Annotated in this window: 17 protein-coding genes and 1 tRNA gene; 8 read left to right on the plus strand and 10 right to left on the minus strand. The window is 66.6% G+C overall.

Features of this window, described 5'->3' with window-relative positions; translation table 11 throughout:
• Positions 1–72: 72 nt before the first annotated feature.
• Positions 73–516 carry a hypothetical protein gene (locus H1343_RS01830; protein ID WP_185984285.1) on the plus strand — a complete coding sequence of 148 codons (444 nt, stop codon included), beginning with the start codon at positions 73–75 and terminating at the stop codon, positions 514–516.
• Positions 517–532: 16 nt separating this feature from the next.
• Here H1343_RS01830 and H1343_RS01835 read toward each other — a convergent pair whose 3' ends face one another.
• Genes H1343_RS01835 through H1343_RS01845 form a run of 3 tightly spaced genes read right to left on the minus strand, consistent with a single transcriptional unit; the run spans position 533 to position 2,794 of the window.
• Positions 533–1,060: a hypothetical protein gene (locus H1343_RS01835; RefSeq protein ID WP_185984286.1), complete on the minus strand. Its 528-nt coding sequence runs from the start codon at positions 1,058–1,060 to the stop codon at positions 533–535.
• Between the two features lie 49 nt (positions 1,061–1,109).
• Positions 1,110–1,862, minus strand: coding sequence for a pseudouridine synthase (locus H1343_RS01840; protein ID WP_185984287.1), 753 nt, complete (start codon positions 1,860–1,862; stop codon positions 1,110–1,112).
• Positions 1,859–2,794 (minus strand): class I SAM-dependent methyltransferase, encoded by a 936-nt coding sequence (locus tag H1343_RS01845; protein ID WP_246333200.1) that lies wholly within the window; start codon positions 2,792–2,794, stop codon positions 1,859–1,861. Before H1343_RS01845 ends, H1343_RS01840 begins: the two co-directional genes overlap by 4 nt.
• A 95-nt stretch (positions 2,795–2,889) precedes the next feature.
• Here H1343_RS01845 and H1343_RS01850 point away from each other — a divergent pair, with 95 nt between their 5' ends.
• The 3 genes from H1343_RS01850 to H1343_RS01860 all read left to right on the plus strand — a co-directional run bounded on the left by H1343_RS01850 (position 2,890) and on the right by H1343_RS01860 (position 6,084).
• Positions 2,890–4,044 carry a CaiB/BaiF CoA transferase family protein gene (locus H1343_RS01850; protein ID WP_185984289.1) on the plus strand — a complete coding sequence of 385 codons (1,155 nt, stop codon included), beginning with the start codon at positions 2,890–2,892 and terminating at the stop codon, positions 4,042–4,044.
• Between the two features lie 73 nt (positions 4,045–4,117).
• Positions 4,118–5,785: a long-chain-fatty-acid--CoA ligase gene (locus H1343_RS01855; protein WP_185984290.1), complete on the plus strand. Its 1,668-nt coding sequence runs from the start codon at positions 4,118–4,120 to the stop codon at positions 5,783–5,785.
• Between the two features lie 222 nt (positions 5,786–6,007).
• Positions 6,008–6,084 (plus strand) — tRNA-Met (locus H1343_RS01860).
• 476 nt (positions 6,085–6,560) lie between these two features.
• Here H1343_RS01860 and H1343_RS01865 read toward each other — a convergent pair.
• Both H1343_RS01865 and H1343_RS01870 read right to left on the minus strand, forming a co-directional pair.
• On the minus strand, positions 6,561–7,670 hold the full coding sequence (locus H1343_RS01865) for an aldo/keto reductase (RefSeq protein WP_185984291.1): 1,110 nt from the start codon (positions 7,668–7,670) through the stop codon (positions 6,561–6,563).
• A gap of 24 nt (positions 7,671–7,694) precedes the next feature.
• Positions 7,695–8,663 carry an MBL fold metallo-hydrolase gene (locus H1343_RS01870; protein WP_185985421.1) on the minus strand — a complete coding sequence of 323 codons (969 nt, stop codon included), beginning with the start codon at positions 8,661–8,663 and terminating at the stop codon, positions 7,695–7,697.
• 155 nt (positions 8,664–8,818) lie between these two features.
• On the opposite strand from H1343_RS01870, the gene H1343_RS01875 reads away from it, so the two are divergent.
• Together H1343_RS01875 and H1343_RS01880 are read left to right on the plus strand one after the other, a co-directional pair.
• A complete protein-coding gene (locus tag H1343_RS01875) occupies positions 8,819–9,709 on the plus strand; it encodes a LysR family transcriptional regulator (RefSeq protein ID WP_185984292.1) in 891 nt (296 codons plus the stop codon).
• Between the two features lie 198 nt (positions 9,710–9,907).
• The gene (locus tag H1343_RS01880; protein ID WP_185984293.1) at positions 9,908–10,330 is read left to right on the plus strand and encodes a metallopeptidase family protein; all 423 of its coding nucleotides are present in this window, start codon (positions 9,908–9,910) and stop codon (positions 10,328–10,330) included.
• Between the two features lie 3 nt (positions 10,331–10,333).
• Here H1343_RS01880 and H1343_RS01885 read toward each other — a convergent pair whose 3' ends face one another.
• From H1343_RS01885 to H1343_RS01895, 3 genes are read right to left on the minus strand one after another with little or no spacing between them, the layout of a single operon-like run.
• Positions 10,334–11,008: a TIGR02117 family protein gene (locus tag H1343_RS01885; protein ID WP_185984294.1), complete on the minus strand. Its 675-nt coding sequence runs from the start codon at positions 11,006–11,008 to the stop codon at positions 10,334–10,336.
• A 7-nt stretch (positions 11,009–11,015) separates the two neighbouring features.
• Positions 11,016–11,222: a DUF1737 domain-containing protein gene (locus H1343_RS01890; protein WP_185984295.1), complete on the minus strand. Its 207-nt coding sequence runs from the start codon at positions 11,220–11,222 to the stop codon at positions 11,016–11,018.
• Complete coding sequence (locus tag H1343_RS01895; protein ID WP_185984296.1) at positions 11,219–12,106, minus strand: HpcH/HpaI aldolase/citrate lyase family protein; 888 nt, start codon at positions 12,104–12,106, stop codon at positions 11,219–11,221. The genes H1343_RS01890 and H1343_RS01895 overlap by 4 nt, the downstream gene beginning before the upstream one ends.
• Positions 12,107–12,213: 107 nt before the next feature.
• On the opposite strand from H1343_RS01895, the gene leuD reads away from it, so the two are divergent.
• Positions 12,214–12,819, plus strand: coding sequence for a 3-isopropylmalate dehydratase small subunit (gene leuD, locus H1343_RS01900; RefSeq protein ID WP_185984297.1), 606 nt, complete (start codon positions 12,214–12,216; stop codon positions 12,817–12,819).
• A gap of 124 nt (positions 12,820–12,943) precedes the next feature.
• Positions 12,944–14,056, plus strand: a complete 1,113-nt coding sequence (gene leuB / locus H1343_RS01905) for a 3-isopropylmalate dehydrogenase (RefSeq protein ID WP_185984298.1) — start codon at positions 12,944–12,946, stop codon at positions 14,054–14,056.
• A 70-nt stretch (positions 14,057–14,126) separates the two neighbouring features.
• Here the strand turns inward: leuB and H1343_RS01910 are convergent, their stop codons facing one another.
• Complete coding sequence (locus H1343_RS01910) at positions 14,127–15,764, minus strand: BCCT family transporter (protein ID WP_246333201.1); 1,638 nt, start codon at positions 15,762–15,764, stop codon at positions 14,127–14,129.
• Between the two features lie 133 nt (positions 15,765–15,897).
• A complete protein-coding gene (locus H1343_RS01915) occupies positions 15,898–16,464 on the minus strand; it encodes a hypothetical protein (RefSeq protein ID WP_185984299.1) in 567 nt (188 codons plus the stop codon).
• Between the last annotated feature and the right edge of the window lie 18 nt (positions 16,465–16,482).

The following is a 16,482-nucleotide window of genomic DNA, read 5'->3' on the forward strand; positions in this document are numbered from 1 at the left end:
TTGGGGGTTGGCTTTTCGCCGCACCGCAATAGGCTTTGCACCGGGAGGCCGGAAATACGGGAGCCATTGACGATGGCACGTATCGACAACGCGCCGCGCGCGCTTCTGGCGCTTCTGATGGTTTTCACGCTCGCTGCGTGCGCCGGCACCTACCCTGCGCAGCGGGTCAACTCGGCCAAGACAGTTCTGATGGGTCTCACCCAGGAAGACGTGCGCATGTGCGCGGGTTTCCCCACGCGCCAGCACGAGGATTCGGAGGCGGGCGTCTCGATCTGGAACTACGAGCTTCGCAACCAGGCGGGCGGCGTCAATCTCTCCGCCCCGCTTTGGGTCGCGAACACCAATCTGTCGATCAGCGGCGGCGGCTCCTGCCAGGCCCAGTTCCGCTTCGTGGACGGCGTCCTGGACCGGCTCGCCTATGCTGGCGACAATGATGGGCCGGGAGGCAGAGACACTCTCTGCGCCCCCATCGTCGATGGCTGCCTCTCCTATGTCGTGGAGGAGACCGGGCGCTGAGCGAGGCGTGCGAGCTTCAGCGGATCGGCAGGCCGTTCAGCCGACGATAGCTTTCGATCTCGGACCGGCGCCCGGCAAGGTTTTCGCGCAGCGACGCGAGGCCCGCCCTTACGGTCGCGAGATCATCGGCGTTGGCGGTCTTATCGGTGAAACCGTTCGGGTACGCCTCGTCCCAGGCCAGCGCATCGTCGATCGTGGCGAGCCATTCGTCGAAGTCGCCGCCGATATACTCGTTGATCGGCCGCCCGACATTGTTCATCAGCGAATCGAACAGCGCCGGGTCGCCGCTGCGCGGCAGGTCCGGATTGGCTGTCAGATGGAAGCGATAGCGGATCTGTCCGATATAGAGCCATTCCGCCGCTTCCTCACGCCGGCCCTCGTTGTAGAGTTTGGCCGCCAGCGCAAAATAGGCGGCCGGATGCGTGTTCTCGACCGTGTCGAGGAGTTCGGCCGAACTCATTGCATTGAAGTTCTGCGCGGCCGCCGGTAGCGGGAGAGCCGCCATAAGGGCCGTCACCGCCAGTGCGAACAGGGTCGTGCGCATTGTCGAATTCCTCATCTGGATGCGGCGCGGGCGCACCGCGTTTTCCGGTTTACCGCGTATCGGAAGAAGGCGCCAAAAAGATCGCGGCGATATCCTCCACCGTGAGCCGGCGCCATTGCCCGGCCGCGAGGTCTTCGGGAAGGTCGAGCCCGCCGATGCGCTCGCGGTGCAGCGCCTCCACATGGTTGCCGAGCGCGGCGAACATGCGGCGCACCTGATGGTAGCGTCCTTCGTGGACCGTCAGCACCGCCTCGCGCTCGCCGACAGGCTCCAGTTCGGCGGGCTTGAGCGGCTTGTCCTCGCCCTCCAGCATCAAGGTTCCGCTGGCGAACGCCGCCGCCTCCGTGCCCTCCAGCGGGCGTGCGAGATGCGCGCGGTAGCGCTTGGGCACGTGCCGGCGCGGCGAGATGATGCGGTGCAGGAGCGCCCCGTCGTCCGTCATCAGGAGCAGGCCCGAGGTCTCCTTGTCGAGCCGGCCGACCGTGGAGATCGCAGGCTCGCGCCGCCGCCAGCGCGCCGGCAGAAGATCGTAGACGAGCGGCCCGGCCTCCTTGTGCGAGCAGGTCACGCCGAGCGGCTTGTGCAGCATCAGCGCAAAGCCCGGCAGCGGGTCGAGCCCCTCGCCGTCCACGTCGAGGCGGTCCTCCAGATCGGGCGTCAGCTTCAGCCGCTCGTCGCCGGCGGACAGCGGCGCGCCGTCGAGGCGGATGCGCCCGTTTCTCGCCAGCATCTGGATCTCGCGCCGCGAGGCGTAGCCCATGCCAGACAGAAGCTTGTCGAGGCGTGCTGTCGGCGTCTTCATCCCTTGCGCGCCTCGAAGATCTTGTAGCCGCCGCCCTCGGCGACCGTTTCGACGCTGCGGAAGGCGGCGCGCAGCACCGCTTCGTAGGGCAGGTGCCGATTGGCGACGAGATGCAATGTGCCGCCACGGGCGAGCATCGCGGCGGCCGCGCGAACGAACTCCTGCCCCAGCGACTTGTCCTCGGCGCCCTCGGCGTGGAAGGGCGGGTTCGTCACGACGAAATCGAGACCGGAGAGGGCGCTGCGGCGAGCGTCCGCCCACAGGATGGTCGCACGCGGATCGACAACGTTGCGGCGCGCCGCCTCGGCGGCCCGGCGGTCGATCTCGACGAGGGTCAGGGACGTGACGGCCTCGCTCGCCAGGATCGCGCGCGACAGGATTCCGAGCCCAGCGCCGAGATCGGCTCCACGACCCTTGAGGGTCGGCAGGTGGGACATAAGCAGCGCGCTGCCGGGGTCGATCCGGTCGAACGAGAAGACGCCGGGCTGCGACCACAGGCCGAGCGCCTCGTCGAAACGCGGTGCCCCTTGCGCGATGGCCGGGTCGAGACCTGCTGCAAGTTCCAAGGGCCGCTCGCACTCGCAGATGCGCTGGCGCGCCTTGAAGCGCTCGGACACGGCGCAGCCGAAGGCTTCCAATTCGCCCGCGATGCGCGCGCCGCCCTTGTCCTTGGCTGCCAGGGCCGTCAGGCGTCCGCTGGGCCTGAGCGCGCGCAGGGCGTGGGCGAGGACGAAGCGGCGTTCGGCAGCACCGGGCGGCGCGGCGACGACGATCGTTTCCAGGCTTTCGTCGGGAAGGCCGGCGATGTCGAGCGAGCCCTCGCGAAACGGCGAGAGCTGCGCGGCTGACGCGTCGACATCGACGAGACCGGGGTCGGGCTCGCCATAGACGGCCTGGCGGACGGCGGGTGCGGAGGAGGCGGAAAGGGTCACGCGGGGAGCCATAGCAGTTCGGCGGGGCGCGCGGGTAGCCTCTTCCGACCCTGCGTGCCAGATAGCCCGGACGCAGAGATGGAGGATACTCGCAGATGACCGACGCCGCGCTCGCCGCCCCGCCGTTGCAGGGCATCAGGGTCCTGGAGCTCGCCCGCATCCTCGCGGGTCCCTGGATCGGGCAGACGCTGGCCGACCTCGGCGCTGACGTCATCAAGATCGAGAGCCCGGCGGGGGACGACACGCGCGCCTGGGGGCCGCCCTTCATCGAGAACGAGGGCGAACGAGCCGCGGCCTATTTCCACGCCTGCAACCGCGGCAAGCGCTCCGTGACCGCTGATTTCACCAGCGCGGAAGGCCGTGCGCTCGTCCTCGACCTCGTTCGCGAGGCGGACGTCCTCATCGAGAACTTCAAGGTGGGCGGCCTGAAGAAGTACGGTCTCGACTATGCGAGCCTGCGCGAGATCAACCGGCGCCTCGTCTACTGCTCGGTGACGGGGTTCGGGCAGGACGGCCCCTATGCGGCGCGCGCGGGCTACGATTTCATGATCCAGGGGATGGGCGGGATCATGGACCTGACGGGCGACCCGGCCGGCGAGCCGCAGAAGATCGGCGTCGCCTTCGCCGACATCTTCACCGGGCTCTACGGCGTGGTGGCGATCCAGGCGGCCCTCCTGCGCCGCGAGCGCCTCGGCGTCGGCGACCATATCGACATGGCGCTGATGGACTGCATGACGGGTGTCCTCGCCAATCAGGCGCTCAACCATTTCGCCGGCGCGACGCCGACCCGCATGGGCAATGCGCATCCCAACATCGTGCCCTACCAGACCTTCGCCGTCGCCGACGGGCACGTCATCGTCGCCTGCGGCAACGATCGCCAGTTCGCAAAGCTCGCCGCGATCCTCGGCCTTGCCGACCTGCCGGCGGACCCGCGCGCGGCGACCAACGAGGCGCGTGTCGCAAACCGCGCCGAGGTGGTCGCGATCCTCGCGCAGGCGATCGCCGGCTGGGAGCGCGATCCGCTGCTGGCAGGTCTCGAGGCGGCAGGCGTGCCGGCCGGTCCCATCAACACGGTCGCAGACGTGTTCGAGGACCCGCAGGTCCTCCATCGCGCTATGCGCATCGAGGCGAAGGGGGTGCCGGGCCTGCGCACGCCGATCCGGTTCACAGACGCGACGCTCGCGCTTGACGAGCCATCTCCGCGCCTCGGCGCCGACAGGCCGCGGTGGCGCGGTCCGTCTTTGACGTAAACGGAAAGGCATTTCCGCAGGATCACCCTTCGTATATCGATGGGTTGGAGGAACAATGAAGGGAGGAAATTTCATGAACAAGCCGTGGCTGCAGAACTACCCCGAGGGCGTGCCGGCCGAACTGCCGGAAATTCCCTATCGCTCGCTTTCCGAACTCCTCCAGGAAGCGTTCGGTCGCCATGGCGAGAAGCCGGCCTTCAAGTTCATGGGCCGCACGATGACCTATCGCGAGCTCGACGAGGCTTCGCGCGTCTTTGCGGCCTATCTGCAGTCGACCGGGCTCCAGCCCGGCGATCGCGTGGCGCTGATGATGCCGAACGTCCTGCAATATCCGGTGGCGGTGGCGGGCGTGCTGCGCGCCGGGATGGTGGTGGTCAACACCAATCCGCTCTACACGCCGCGCGAACTGGAGCACCAGCTCAAGGATTCCGGCGCCAAGGCCATCGTCATCCTCGAGAACATGGCCAAGACGCTCGAGGCATGCCGCTCGAAGGTGCCGGTCGAACACGTCGTCGTCGCCTCGGTGGGCGACATGCTGCCGGCCGTGAAAGGCTTCGTCGTCAACCTCGTGCTGCGGCACGTGAAGAAGATGGTGCCGGCCTTCTCGCTGCCGGGCTCGATCACCTGGAAGGAGGCCATGGGCCGCGGCAAGGGCGCGCGCTTCACACCTGTGGAGACCGGCCCGGAAGACGTCGCCGTCCTCCAGTATACGGGCGGCACGACCGGTGTCTCGAAGGGGGCGACGCTCACCAACTCGAACGTCGTCTCGAACGTCCTGCAGGCCGAGGCGTGGCACGAGCCGGCCATGAGCCTGATCGAGACCGAAGAGCAGCCCAACACCGTGTGCGCGCTACCACTCTACCATATTTTCGGCTTCACCGTGAACATGATGCTGGCCGGGCGCACGGGAGGCTGCAACATCCTGATCATCAATCCGCGCGACATACCGGCGGTGATCAAGGAACTGAAGGCCCACAAGTTCCACCTCTTCCCGGCGGTCAACACGCTGTTCGGGGCGATCGCGCGGCATCCGGACGCGAAGACCGTGGACTGGTCGACGCTGAAACTCTCGGTCGGCGGCGGCATGGCCGTGCAGCCCGCAACGGCCAAGCTCTGGCTGGAGACGACCGGCTGCCCGATCTGCGAGGGCTACGGCCTTTCAGAGACGTCGCCGGTGGCGACGTGCAACGTCGTGACCTCGACCGCCTTCACCGGCACGATCGGCTTTCCGGTGCCCTCGACGGAGGCCAAGATCATCGACGAGGACGAGCGCGAGCTGCCGCAGGGCGAGCGCGGCGAGATCGTCATCCGCGGGCCTCAGGTGATGAAGGGCTACTGGAACCGGCCGGAGGAGACCGCGAAAGTCTTCACCCATGACGGCTTCTTCCGCACCGGCGACATCGGGACGATCGACGAGCGCGGGGCGATCAAGATCGTCGACCGCAAGAAGGACATGATCAATGTCTCCGGCTTCAACGTCTATCCGAACGAGATCGAGGAGATCGTCACCCATATGCCGGGCGTCGTCGAGGCAGCGGCTGTCGGCATTGAGGACGAGAACTCCGGCGAGGCCGTGAAGCTCTACGTCGTGAGGAGCGACCCTTCGATCACGGAAGAGCAGGTGAAGGCCTACTGCCGAGAGAACATGACGGGCTACAAACGGCCGAAGGCGGTGGAATTCCGCGACGAGTTGCCGAAGACCGGCGTCGGCAAGGTGCTGCGCCGCGCGCTCAGGGACTGAGGGCAAGGCCGCGAGGGCCGGGTATCGATCGCGGGCAGGGGAGACAGGATGGCGGGCTTGCGCAAGAACCGCCATCGTGGCCTATTGCGGGTCCGGCAGGACAGGCGCGCGAAAGCGGTTTCGCGCGGGCATGACTTCTTTTCTCGTCCGCAGGGGCTTCACAGGACGGTCATGATCGCCTATATCGCTCTCACCGACGGCGCAGCGCGCCAGCGGACATGGCGCGGGGTGGAGCAGCCCGGTAGCTCGTCAGGCTCATAACCTGAAGGTCGCAAGTTCAAATCTTGCCCCCGCAACCATATAAACGTGCGATCCCCGTCCTTGTGGCGGGGTTTTTGCTTTTCGGGGATATCATGGGGGTTCCAGCAAGATCGCCCCGAAGGTCGATCCCGATTTTTCTCTCCACGGGCGTCGAATGACCAGCGAGCGGATGAGTTCGCAGGCTGTCATGCGCTTCGCCTCGGCATCCGATGGCGGGTCTCGTAAAGTTCAGCGATCTGGATCCAGTAGAACGCCGCCATCCCGGATGCAGCAGGGGGGGGCTCGACGGCCTCCGCGGGGAACACGTCCAGCTTCTTCCTGGGGTGTTCGAGACCGACCATCTTGTCGTTGACCCGATTGGTGGTTCCGCCCTTCAAGATCCAGTCAGGAGCGTGTCCCACTCCCGCTCGTTACGCTTCACCTTAGCTTCGGATAGCTTCAGCGCCGCACGATGCGCGAGCGGGCGCAACACCTTGGCCATGCGCGAATCGGAGTGCTGGCAGGCTGAATGCGCTCAGCCTCCGAGCCGGCGCTGTGCCAGCGCCTGCGACTCCCGGATTTGTCCTCGATACAGATCGCCCTTACCCGGATACCAGGCCATGGTTCCGATCGCATCAAAGCCGGGGATCGTCTCCATGTGACGCACCATGCGCCGGCGCATCGCCTCGTCGGGCAGAGGACCGCGCATTGCGTGGAGATTGTCGGACATGTGGTCCGGGTTGGACGTGCCGCATAGAACGCAGGTCACCGCCGGATGTGCGATAACCCATTTGAGGAAGAACTGCGCCCAGCTCGTGGCTCCGAACTCGGCGGCGAAATCCGGAAGCGCGTGCCCCTCGACGATATGCGTCAGGCGCGCCTTCTCCAGCGGGAGGTTCACCAGGACGCCGACGCCCTGATCGGATGCGGCAGGCAGAAGCCGCTCCTCCGCCGCCCGGTCGAAGATCGAATAGTTCGTCTGGACGACGTCCACCGCGCCCCGCTCGACGATGTCTGCCAGTTCGCCCTGGTAGGAGGCTTCATGATGCGTGACGCCGACGTGGCCGACGAGCCCCTCCCGTTTCCAGGCCTGAAGAAGCGGAAGGACGACGCCGGCATTGGTGATGGAGTGGCATTGCATCAGGTCAATCACCGGCCGCCAGGTGCGCAGCCGGGATTGCTCGAGGCTCGCCGTCGCATGGCTGGTGTCGCCGAGATACGAGCCGGTCGACCAGATCTTGTTGGCAAGGAACACGTCCCCCGTGCCCGGCAGTTCGGAAAGGAACGCGCCGACGGTCACCTCCGCCGAGCCGTAGAGAGGCGAGGTGTCGATGAGACCGCCGCCGCCGGCCACGTAGCGTGAGACCACCTCGCGCAGCCGATCGCGCGGATCTCCCGGCAAGAGGTCGAAGGTCAGGAACGTGCCGAGGCCAAGCGCCGTGACGCTGCGCCCCGTTCGCCCGATCTGGCGGGTGATGACGGGTTCCGAGAGCTGCGGATCCGCAGCTTCAGGAGCCTGCGCGCCGGCCTGCGCGTAGACGGGGCCGGTTGCGGCCGTGGCGATCCCCATCGCGGTGGCCCCTGCCGCCACGCCCGCTGCTCCGAGAAAGCTGCGACGATCGATCTTCAGGGTTTCGTTCTGCATCGAGTTCAGCCTTTCGAGCGAGAATTAGAACTGCCAGCCGGCGGGAACCCACGCATAGCCGGTATCGGTGCGCAGGATCCGGCCGAGGCCGGGGAAGGGGTAGTGGAAGCCGAGGACGAGGGTCCGGTCGGCCGCCGCCCGGTCGAAGATGCGCCGCCGTGCGCTCGCGGCCGCGTCCTGGTCGCGATCCGGCCCCGGCCGCCATGGCCGGTCGATGTTAACGACCGGGTGGTAGGCGAGATCGGCTGTCAAAAGGAGCTGGTCGTCACCCGAATGGACGAGAAAGGCCGCCATTCCGGGCGTATGGCCGGCGGCGGCGATCGTCGTCAGGCCGGACAGGACTTCATCACCCGCCTCGTAGAACTCGATGCCGTTCGCGACTGGCTCCACGCTCTCCTTGATGTTGGCCGCGAAACGTCTCCGAAATTCCTCCGGCACGGGCATGTAGGAGAGGTCCGGATCGTTCTCGACGAAGAAGGCCCAGTCCGCGCGAGGGACCATGACGGTCGCGCGCGGGAAGGCCCGCCCGCCATCAGCCGCCCGGAGATTGCCGACGTGATCCGGATGGGTGTGCGAGATCACGATGGTGTCGATATCGTCGGCGGAAAGCCCGACCGCGGCGAGGTTGTCGAACAGGCGCCCGCCGTTCGGCCCCATCGTGCCGCCCGCTCCCGCCTCCAGGAGGACCCGGCGCCCGCCAACTTCGAGAAGCAGCGTGTTCAGGTTCAGTGTCATGTGGTCGGTCGGTAGAAAGGCCCGCCGCAGAACCTCCTCGAGCTCGGCCTCGTTCGCGTCCCCGGCATAGACGGTCGGCGGCCCTCCGATGAGCCCGTCGCTGAGCACTGTCACGGCGATGTCACCGACCTGGAACCGATAGTGGCCAGCATTGCCGATAAGCGCTGCGGTCGACGGTGCGGGGGCTTGCGCCAGGACCGTATTGGGGCGGCCAAGGCCAATCAGTGTTCCGGACGCCCCTGCGAGCGCGGTCAACATGATCTTGCGTCGGTTGATCGTCAGCATGGTGTTCCTTCCCGCACGCGCAAATGGTCGGTCGCGGATCGACCGTGGTTCACGCGGAAAGGTGACGCCGAAGCACTGTTTTGATAAGCTTGGCAAAAGCAATCAGGCCGATCGCTAAACGAGATCAATTGACGGTACGACTCGATCATCTGGAGGTTTTCGCGCTGGTCGTTCGCGCCGGCGGCTTCCGCGCCGCTGCTGCGGCGCGTGGGGTTTCCCAGTCGGTGATCAGCCAAGCGATCCGCGGACTGGAGCAGACGCTCGGAATCCGGCTGCTGAACCGCACGACGCGCAGTATGGCGCTGACGGAGGCGGGTGAGCGTCTCCTGGAGCGGCTGCGCCCGGCTCTCGACGACATCAACTCGGCACTGGTCGAACTCGACCGGTTGCGCGAAGAGCCGTCCGGCACGCTCCGGATCAATGCGCCTGGACCGGCCGTGGACCACATTCTATGTCCGCTCGCGTTCGCCTTCATGAAGGCTCATCCGGCAGTGAAGATCGAGATCGTCAGCGACGCGGCGATCATCGATATCGTCGAACACGGCTTCGATGCAGGCGTCCGGTTCGGCCAGCAGCTCCAGCAGGACATGATCGCGGTACCGCTGGGGCGGCCGTTACGCTACGCGATTGTCGCTTCGGCGGACTATCTCAACGAGCGAGGGCGGCCCGGAACACCCTCAGATCTCATCGGCCATGACTGCATCCGGCGACGTTATCCCGGCGGCGCGCTCGCCGATTGGGCATTCCAGAAGGGCGACGAGAGCCTCCAGATCACGCCTGAAGGCCGGCTTACTCTCAGTTCGGCTCATCAGGAGCTTCAGGCGGCAATTGCCGGTCAGGGCATCGCGCATGTGTTCGAAGACTACGCGCGTTCGCATATTGCGGACGGTTCGCTCGTCGAAGTGCTCGCCGACTGGAGCCCGAGATTGCCGAGCTGGTTCCTCTACTACCCCGACAAGCGGCACCAGAGCGCGGCAATGCGGGCCTTCCTGGAGATGGTCCGCCAGTCGGCACGATAGGTCCTTGGTCCTGACCCGAGAGCTCATGACGCCTTGGACCGAGTCCGGGGCTCCTGAGAAAGCCGTGGCAAGCCGCGATGCCGGCGCGGTTCTCAGCCAATACCGTGGCCATCGCTCGCGCCTTGCGTCTGTGTGCGTGACGCGGCACGTGCGGCCCCCTATCTTCGCCGCGAAACGGGGTGGCAGGGTATGAATACGATGGCGTTGCTCGATCGGAGCGAGGACTGGGGCGGGCGCATGGCGCCGGGGCTCGATGTGTTCGAGAGTCTGGCGCTCGAGGCCTATGCCGGCCTTCCGGAAGCCTTTCGCGCGCTGTGCGGCGAGATTCGCTTCTTCATCGCCGATTTTCCGGAAGACGCTGTGGTGGAGGAGATGGGCCTCGAAAGCCCGTTCGACATCCTCGGTCTCTTCGAGGGCCGCGCGCTCGGCGAATCGGACGTCCCCGGCACGGGCGAACTGCCGAACCGCATTCTCCTCTATCGCCGGCCGATCCTCGACTACTGGGCCGAGCACGAGGAAACGCTCGGCACCATCGTCAGCCACGTCCTGATCCACGAGATCGGCCACCATTTCGGACTCTCGGACGACGACATGGAATCGCTGGAAGCCTCGGTCGACTGACGCCTATTCGCGGTGCCAGTCGAGCGAGCGGAAGAGCGTCTGCGGCAATGGCGTCCACCAGCCGGTGCGAAGGCCGGAGGCCGCAAGAGCCGCGGACGTCCAGACGTTGCAGCCGACGACGATATTGAAGATGCCCTTCGCCTCGAAGAAAATATCGAAGGGGCCGTAGCCGGGGCTCGCCACGATCGGCCGCCCGTCCGCGCCACGTGTCAGGCTCTCCTCCACGAAATGCAGCAGCGCCTCGAACTGCGCGTCGGAAAGGACGAGGCGGCGCGTTTTCGGAAAACCGGGCTCGATGGGCGGCGCGAGGCCGAAATGCAGGACCGAGGCGTCGCGAGTGAGCGAGGCGAAGACGGCCCTTGCGCCGAGGTCGGCCCAGGTGGGCGTCTGCGTGTAGAACTCGCGCCCGCCCCAGCCGATCAGGATCGTGCCGACACCTGAATGGTCGAGCGGCAGTCCGGCCTCGCCCAGAAACCCGAGGCGGGCCAGCACTTGCGGACTGGCAGGCAGGGCGATGTCGGTGTGGATCGGGTTGGCGACGAGCACGATCTCGTGCGCGCCGCCGGATGCGGAAACCCCCGACACCGGCCTTGGAAGGAGGACGCCCGCCAGAAGCGCGCCCGACACCGCGAGGGCGAAGACAAGGCCCGCGAGCGCGAAGCGCGTCAGAAGGCGCAAGGCCCGCTTACTGCTCGCCGAGCTTCATCGAAGGATCGTAATCCTTGCCATCGACGATTTTCGTCACCGGCTGCGCGCATTTCATCACGCCTTCCTTGGCGTCGAAGGCATAGGCGGGGCTGCCGGCGAGTTCCCAGCCCTTGGAGAGGGCGAGCGAAACCTTGTGGCAGAATGCGGAATCGTCGATCCCGGTGAGGAGGCGGTAGAGCTTCACGCGTGGTTCCTTTCCTGAATGGCGCGGTGGCGGGCAAGAAGCGCCTCGGCCTGCCGCAGGTGAAGGCGTTCGACCATGCGCCCCTCCACGGCGACGACGCCCTTACCGTGATTGGCCGGCTCCTCAAAGGCTTCAACGACGGCCTGTGCGTGGGCGATGTCGCCGGGCGAGGGTGCGAAGGCGGCATTGGCGGCCGCGATCTGCGCCGGATGGATCAGCGTCTTGCCGTCGAAGCCGAGGGCGCGGGCCTGCCGGCATTCGGCGAGCAACCCCGCCTCGTCACGAAAGTCGTTGTAGACGCCGTCGATGACGGCCACGTTCGCGGCTTTCGCGGCGAGGACGATCTCCATCAGCCAGGGGACGAGCTGCGGGCGCCCGTCGGAGAGCTGCAGATCGGCGGCGAGCACGATGTCGTTGGGGCCCACGACGAGCGCACCGAGCGGACGCGACAGGCTGGCCTCCGCGATCTCGCTCGCGCGCCGGATGCCGCGAGGCGTCTCGATCATCGCCCAGATCGCGGTCGTTGCCGGCCGGCTCGCGAGCGCCGCATCGAGCGCCTGTAATTCTTCGGCGCTCTCGACCTTCGGCAGGAGCACGGCGTCGAGCGGCGCGTCGGCAAGGGCTGCGAGGTCGTCTCGACCGCCTTCCTCCAGCCGGTTGATGCGCAGAATGCTCAGAGCGCGCGCCGATCGTCCGGCACCCGCCAGATGAACGGCAAGCCTCTCACGGGCCGCGAGCTTCTCGCTGTCGGCCGCCGAGTCCTCGAGGTCGAAGATCAGCACGTCGGCGTCGAGCCCGGCGCTCTTCTCGAGAGCGCGGCGGTTGGCGGCCGGCACGAAGAGGACGGAGCGCAGGAGAAGCGGAGCGGCCGGAGCGTCTGTCATGGAGCCTCAATGCAGAAGGCGACAACTCCGTGCAAGGGGCCGTGCCGGTTTTGACCGCGCGACAAAGGCGGGTGTATGAGAAACGCGAGTTTTCGATGGAGGATGCCATGCAGAAGTTCGACCGCGTGACGGGCGTTGCCGCGCCGCTGCCGATCGTCAACGTCGACACCGACATGATCATCCCGAAGAACTACCTCAAGACCATCCGCCGCAGCGGGCTCGGCGTCGGCCTCTTCGCGGAACTGCGCTACAACGAGGACGGCTCGGACAACGAGGACTTCGTCCTCAACAAGCCGGCCTACAGGGGCGCGGAGATCCTGATCGCAGGCGACAATTTCGGTTGCGGCTCCTCGCGCGAGCATGCCCCCTGGGCGCTCCTCGACTTCGGCATCCGCTGCGTGATCTCCACGTCCTTCGCCGACATCTTCTACAACAACTGTTTCCAGAACGGCATCCTGCCCGTGCGCGTCACGCAGGAGCAGCTCGACGCGCTGATGGACGACGCCAGGAAGGGCGCGAATGCGCGCATCGCCGTCGATCTCGAGAGCCAGACCATCACGCGGCCGGACGGCGAAACGATCGCCTTCGATATCGAGGCCGCGCGAAAGCACCGCCTCCTGAACGGCCTCGACGATATCGGCCTGACGCTGCAGCAGGACAATGCGATCGGCACCCACGAGGCACGGCTGGCTGCCGAGCGTCCCTGGGCCTGATACGCTCATATCGCAGCGCAGCAGCAAAATTGCTGCGCAGCATTTCCGTCGTCGATCCCACGTCATGTTGCCGCTGCGCCATCCTCGTGATTAGACGGCGGCGCATGCATATGGAGGGACAATGATGGCGAGCCGCAAACTTCTGCTACTGCCCGGGGACGGCATCGGGCCCGAGACGATGGCCGAGGTCGAGAAGCTCATCGCGCTGATGAACGCTTCGGGCGCCGGCTTCGAGACGCAGACGGGCGCCGTCGGCGGCGCGGCGATCGACGAGGGGGACGTGCCGGTCTCCGAGGCGACGATGCAGGCGGCGCTTGGCGCCGACGCGGTTCTCTTCGGCGCGGTCGGCGGGCCGAAATGGGACGGCGTTCCTTACGAGACGCGCCCGGAGGCTGGCCTCCTGCGGTTGCGCAAGGATCTCGAGCTCTTCGCCAATCTGCGCCCGGCGATCTGCTATCCGGCGCTCGCCGACGCCTCCTCCCTCAAGCGCGAGATCGTCGAAGGGCTCGACATTCTCATCATGCGCGAGTTGACCGGCGGAGTTTATTTCGGCGAGCCGAAGGAGATCGTCGATCTCGGCAACGGCCAGAAGCGCGGCATCGACACGCAGCTCTACGACACGCACGAGATCGAACGCATCGCGCGCGCGGCCTTCGAGGCGGCGCGGACGCGGCGCGGCAAGGTCACCTCCATGGAAAAGCGCAACGTCATGAAGACGGGCGTCCTGTGGAACGAGGTGGTGACGGCCGTCCACAAGGCGGAATATTCCGACGTCACGCTCGAACACATGCTGGCCGATGCCGGCGGCATGAAGCTCGTGCAGAACCCCAAGCAGTTCGACGTCATCGTCACCGACAATCTCTTCGGCGACATGCTGTCGGACGTCGCCGCACAGCTCACGGGTTCGCTCGGCATGTTGCCTTCGGCCTCGCTCGGCGCGCCGGACGAGCGCACCGGCCGCCGCCGCGCCATGTACGAGCCGGTCCACGGCTCGGCGCCCGACATCGCCGGGCAGGGCATTGCCAACCCGCTGGCGATGATCGCCTCCTTCGCGATGATGCTGCGCTATTCCTTCGCGATGACCGACGAGGCCGACGCGTTGGAGGGCGCGATCGCGGAAGTGCTGGAGGCGGGCGTGCGCACCGGCGACATCATGGCGCCGGGCTGCCGACAGGTCGGCACGGCGGAGATGGGCGATGCCGTTGCCGAAGCCTTCGGGCGCCGGCTCGCCGCTTGAGGATTTCAATTCACGCACGCAGAAAGGGGCGCCGTTGGCGCCCCTTTTTCGTTCGATCGATCCGCGCGCCTCAGGCGCTCTGCTCGGACGGCTCCGGCGGCCCCTTCAGCCGGTTCTCGTCCTTGTAGGCGTTCGGCTGGTTGGCCTCGGCCTCCTGCTCGGTCAGGTACCACTGCGCGGTCCGGTAGAGGACGAGCCGGTCACGCCCGAAGCCGCGCAGGAGGCCCCACATCATCACGAGGATGACGAAGGCGAAGGGAAAGCCGGCAACGACGGCCGCCGCCTGAAGGGCCGAAAGGCCGCCGGCGACGAGCAGGATGGCGGCGATGGCGCCCTCCGTGAGCGCCCAGAATAGGCGCTGGATGCGCGGCGGGTCGTCATGGCCGCCGGCCGTGAGCATGTCGATAACGAAGCTCGCGCTGTCAGAGGACGTCACGAACCAGATCACGATCATGAAGACGACGAGTGTGTTCAAAAGCGCGGTGAAGGGGAAGAACTCCATCAGCGCGAAGATGGCGCTTCCGTAGCTCGCCCGCGTCGCTTCCACGAGGCCCGGATCGCCGCCCGCGAGCTCCAGGTTCAGCGCGGTCCCGCCGAAGGCGGTGAACCAGAAGAACAGGATGCCGCAGGGGATGAGGAGAACGCCGAGCGTGAACTCGCGCACGGTCCGACCGCGCGAGATGCGCGCGATGAAGATACCGACAAAGGGCGACCACGAAATCCACCAGGCCCAGTAGAAGAGCGTCCAGTCCACCTGCCAGTTCGTGCCCGAATAGGATTCGTTCCAGAAGGAGAAGCGCACAATGCTCTCGGCATAGAGGCCGAGATTCTCAACGAAAGAGCCGAGGATGAAGAGCGTCGGCCCGGCGATCACGACGAAGGCCAGGAAGACGAGGCTCAGCGCGATGTTGAAGTTCGACAGGCGCTTGATGCCGCCGTTGAGGCCGAGCATGACCGAGATCGTGGCGAGCGCGGTGATGATGGTGATAAGGCCGAGCTGCAGCGCCAGGCTGTCCGGCACGCCGATCAGCGTCGTCAAGCCGTCGTTGATCTGCATGACCCCGAGGCCGAGCGAGGTGACGACGCCGAACATCGTGCCGAAGACGGCGAGGATATCGACCGCATGCCCGATCGGCCCGTAGATGCGCTCGCCGATCAGCGGATAGAGCGCCGAGCGCACCGAGAGCGGCAGGCCGTGGCGATAATGGAAATAGGCGAGCGACAGACCGACGACGGCATAGACCGCCCAGCCATGGACGCCCCAGTGGAGGAAGGACAACACCATTGCCTGCTGCGCTGCCTCTGCCGTCTCGGGGTCTCCGAGCGGCGGAGCTAGGAAGTGCTGGAGGGGCTCGGCGACGCCCCAGTAGAGAAGGCCGATGCCGATGCCGGCCGAGAACAGCATCGAGACCCAGGAGAAGAAGCCGTGTTCGGGCTGCTCCGTCTGCGCGCCGAGGCGGATGTCACCATAGACCGAGCAGGCGATGTAGATGACGAAGATGAGGGCGAGATTGGTGGTGGCGGTCAGGAACCAGCCGAACCGGTCTGCGATCTGCGTCTGCGCTGAGGTGAAGACGGTGCCAGCCAGTTCCGGGGCGGCGATGCCGAAGGCGACGAAGCCGAGAATCAGGGCCGCCGACACCGAGAACACCATACGGCTCACATGCGGGAACGGCCCGAGCGGCCCCGTCTTGACTTCACTCGCCAAATCTCTCGTCCCCTGGTCGTTTCACGTTCTGCGCGGCAGCCTCCCCCGGTTCTGCACGCTTTCGTGAGCGGCATATGGCGCGCGCTGCGCAAAGGTGAACCATGCGCAGGGGAAAGGCACAGATCTCGGCGCGTCAGCCGCGTGAGATGTGGGGCAGCGAGCCGGCGACGGGTGTCTCGCAGGCCGCGGTGAGCAGCGAGTCGCCCTCGGGCAGGGCGATCCAGGCGAGATCACCTGCGCCGATCGAGCCATCGACTAGGCGCGTCAGATCGCCCGTCTCCGTGACCTGCGCGCGCCGGTCGCCTCGACAGTCGACGATTTGCCGCACCCGCGCGACGGGCATGCGCCTCGTCACGAGGAACACTTCGGCCAGCGCGAGATCGGGATGATCCGGGTTGCGGGCCACCGCGTCGCGGTCGAGCGCGGAGAACCGCTCGGTGACGGGCAGGACATAGGTCCAGGGACGCCAAGGCGAGCTTTGCGAGAAGGATGAGAGGACGACGAAGTTCGGCGGCAGCTCGCCCTGCGTGCGGCCGGCCCAACTGTAGTCGCTCCAGATGCCGAAGCCGAGCATGGCAACGCCCGCGGAGATCGGAACGATGGCGCGGCCGATGCGACCGCCCGACAGGCGGACGAGAAAGAGCGCGATGCCGGCGGCGACGAAGCCGAGCGCGATCGCGCCGATGAGTTCGAACGCCATGACGGGTCTTTCCTTGGT

This window comes from Aureimonas mangrovi, assembly GCF_014058705.1.
GTDB lineage: Bacteria > Pseudomonadota > Alphaproteobacteria > Rhizobiales > Rhizobiaceae > Aureimonas > Aureimonas mangrovi.

Coding starts and splice junctions, on each gene's coding strand:
- H1343_RS01830 (WP_185984285.1), top strand. CDS start 73: ATGGCACGTATCGACAACGCGCCGCGCGCGCTTCTGGCGCTTCTGATG.
- H1343_RS01835 (WP_185984286.1), bottom strand. CDS start 1,060: ATGCGCACGACCCTGTTCGCACTGGCGGTGACGGCCCTTATGGCGGCT.
- H1343_RS01840 (WP_185984287.1), bottom strand. CDS start 1,862: ATGAAGACGCCGACAGCACGCCTCGACAAGCTTCTGTCTGGCATGGGC.
- H1343_RS01850 (WP_185984289.1), top strand. CDS start 2,890: ATGACCGACGCCGCGCTCGCCGCCCCGCCGTTGCAGGGCATCAGGGTC.
- H1343_RS01855 (WP_185984290.1), top strand. CDS start 4,118: ATGAACAAGCCGTGGCTGCAGAACTACCCCGAGGGCGTGCCGGCCGAA.
- H1343_RS01865 (WP_185984291.1), bottom strand. CDS start 7,670: ATGCAGAACGAAACCCTGAAGATCGATCGTCGCAGCTTTCTCGGAGCA.
- H1343_RS01870 (WP_185985421.1), bottom strand. CDS start 8,663: ATGTTGACCGCGCTCGCAGGGGCGTCCGGAACACTGATTGGCCTTGGC.
- H1343_RS01880 (WP_185984293.1), top strand. CDS start 9,908: ATGGCGTTGCTCGATCGGAGCGAGGACTGGGGCGGGCGCATGGCGCCG.
- H1343_RS01895 (WP_185984296.1), bottom strand. CDS start 12,106: ATGACAGACGCTCCGGCCGCTCCGCTTCTCCTGCGCTCCGTCCTCTTC.
- leuD (WP_185984297.1), top strand. CDS start 12,214: ATGCAGAAGTTCGACCGCGTGACGGGCGTTGCCGCGCCGCTGCCGATC.
- leuB (WP_185984298.1), top strand. CDS start 12,944: ATGGCGAGCCGCAAACTTCTGCTACTGCCCGGGGACGGCATCGGGCCC.
- H1343_RS01915 (WP_185984299.1), bottom strand. CDS start 16,464: ATGGCGTTCGAACTCATCGGCGCGATCGCGCTCGGCTTCGTCGCCGCC.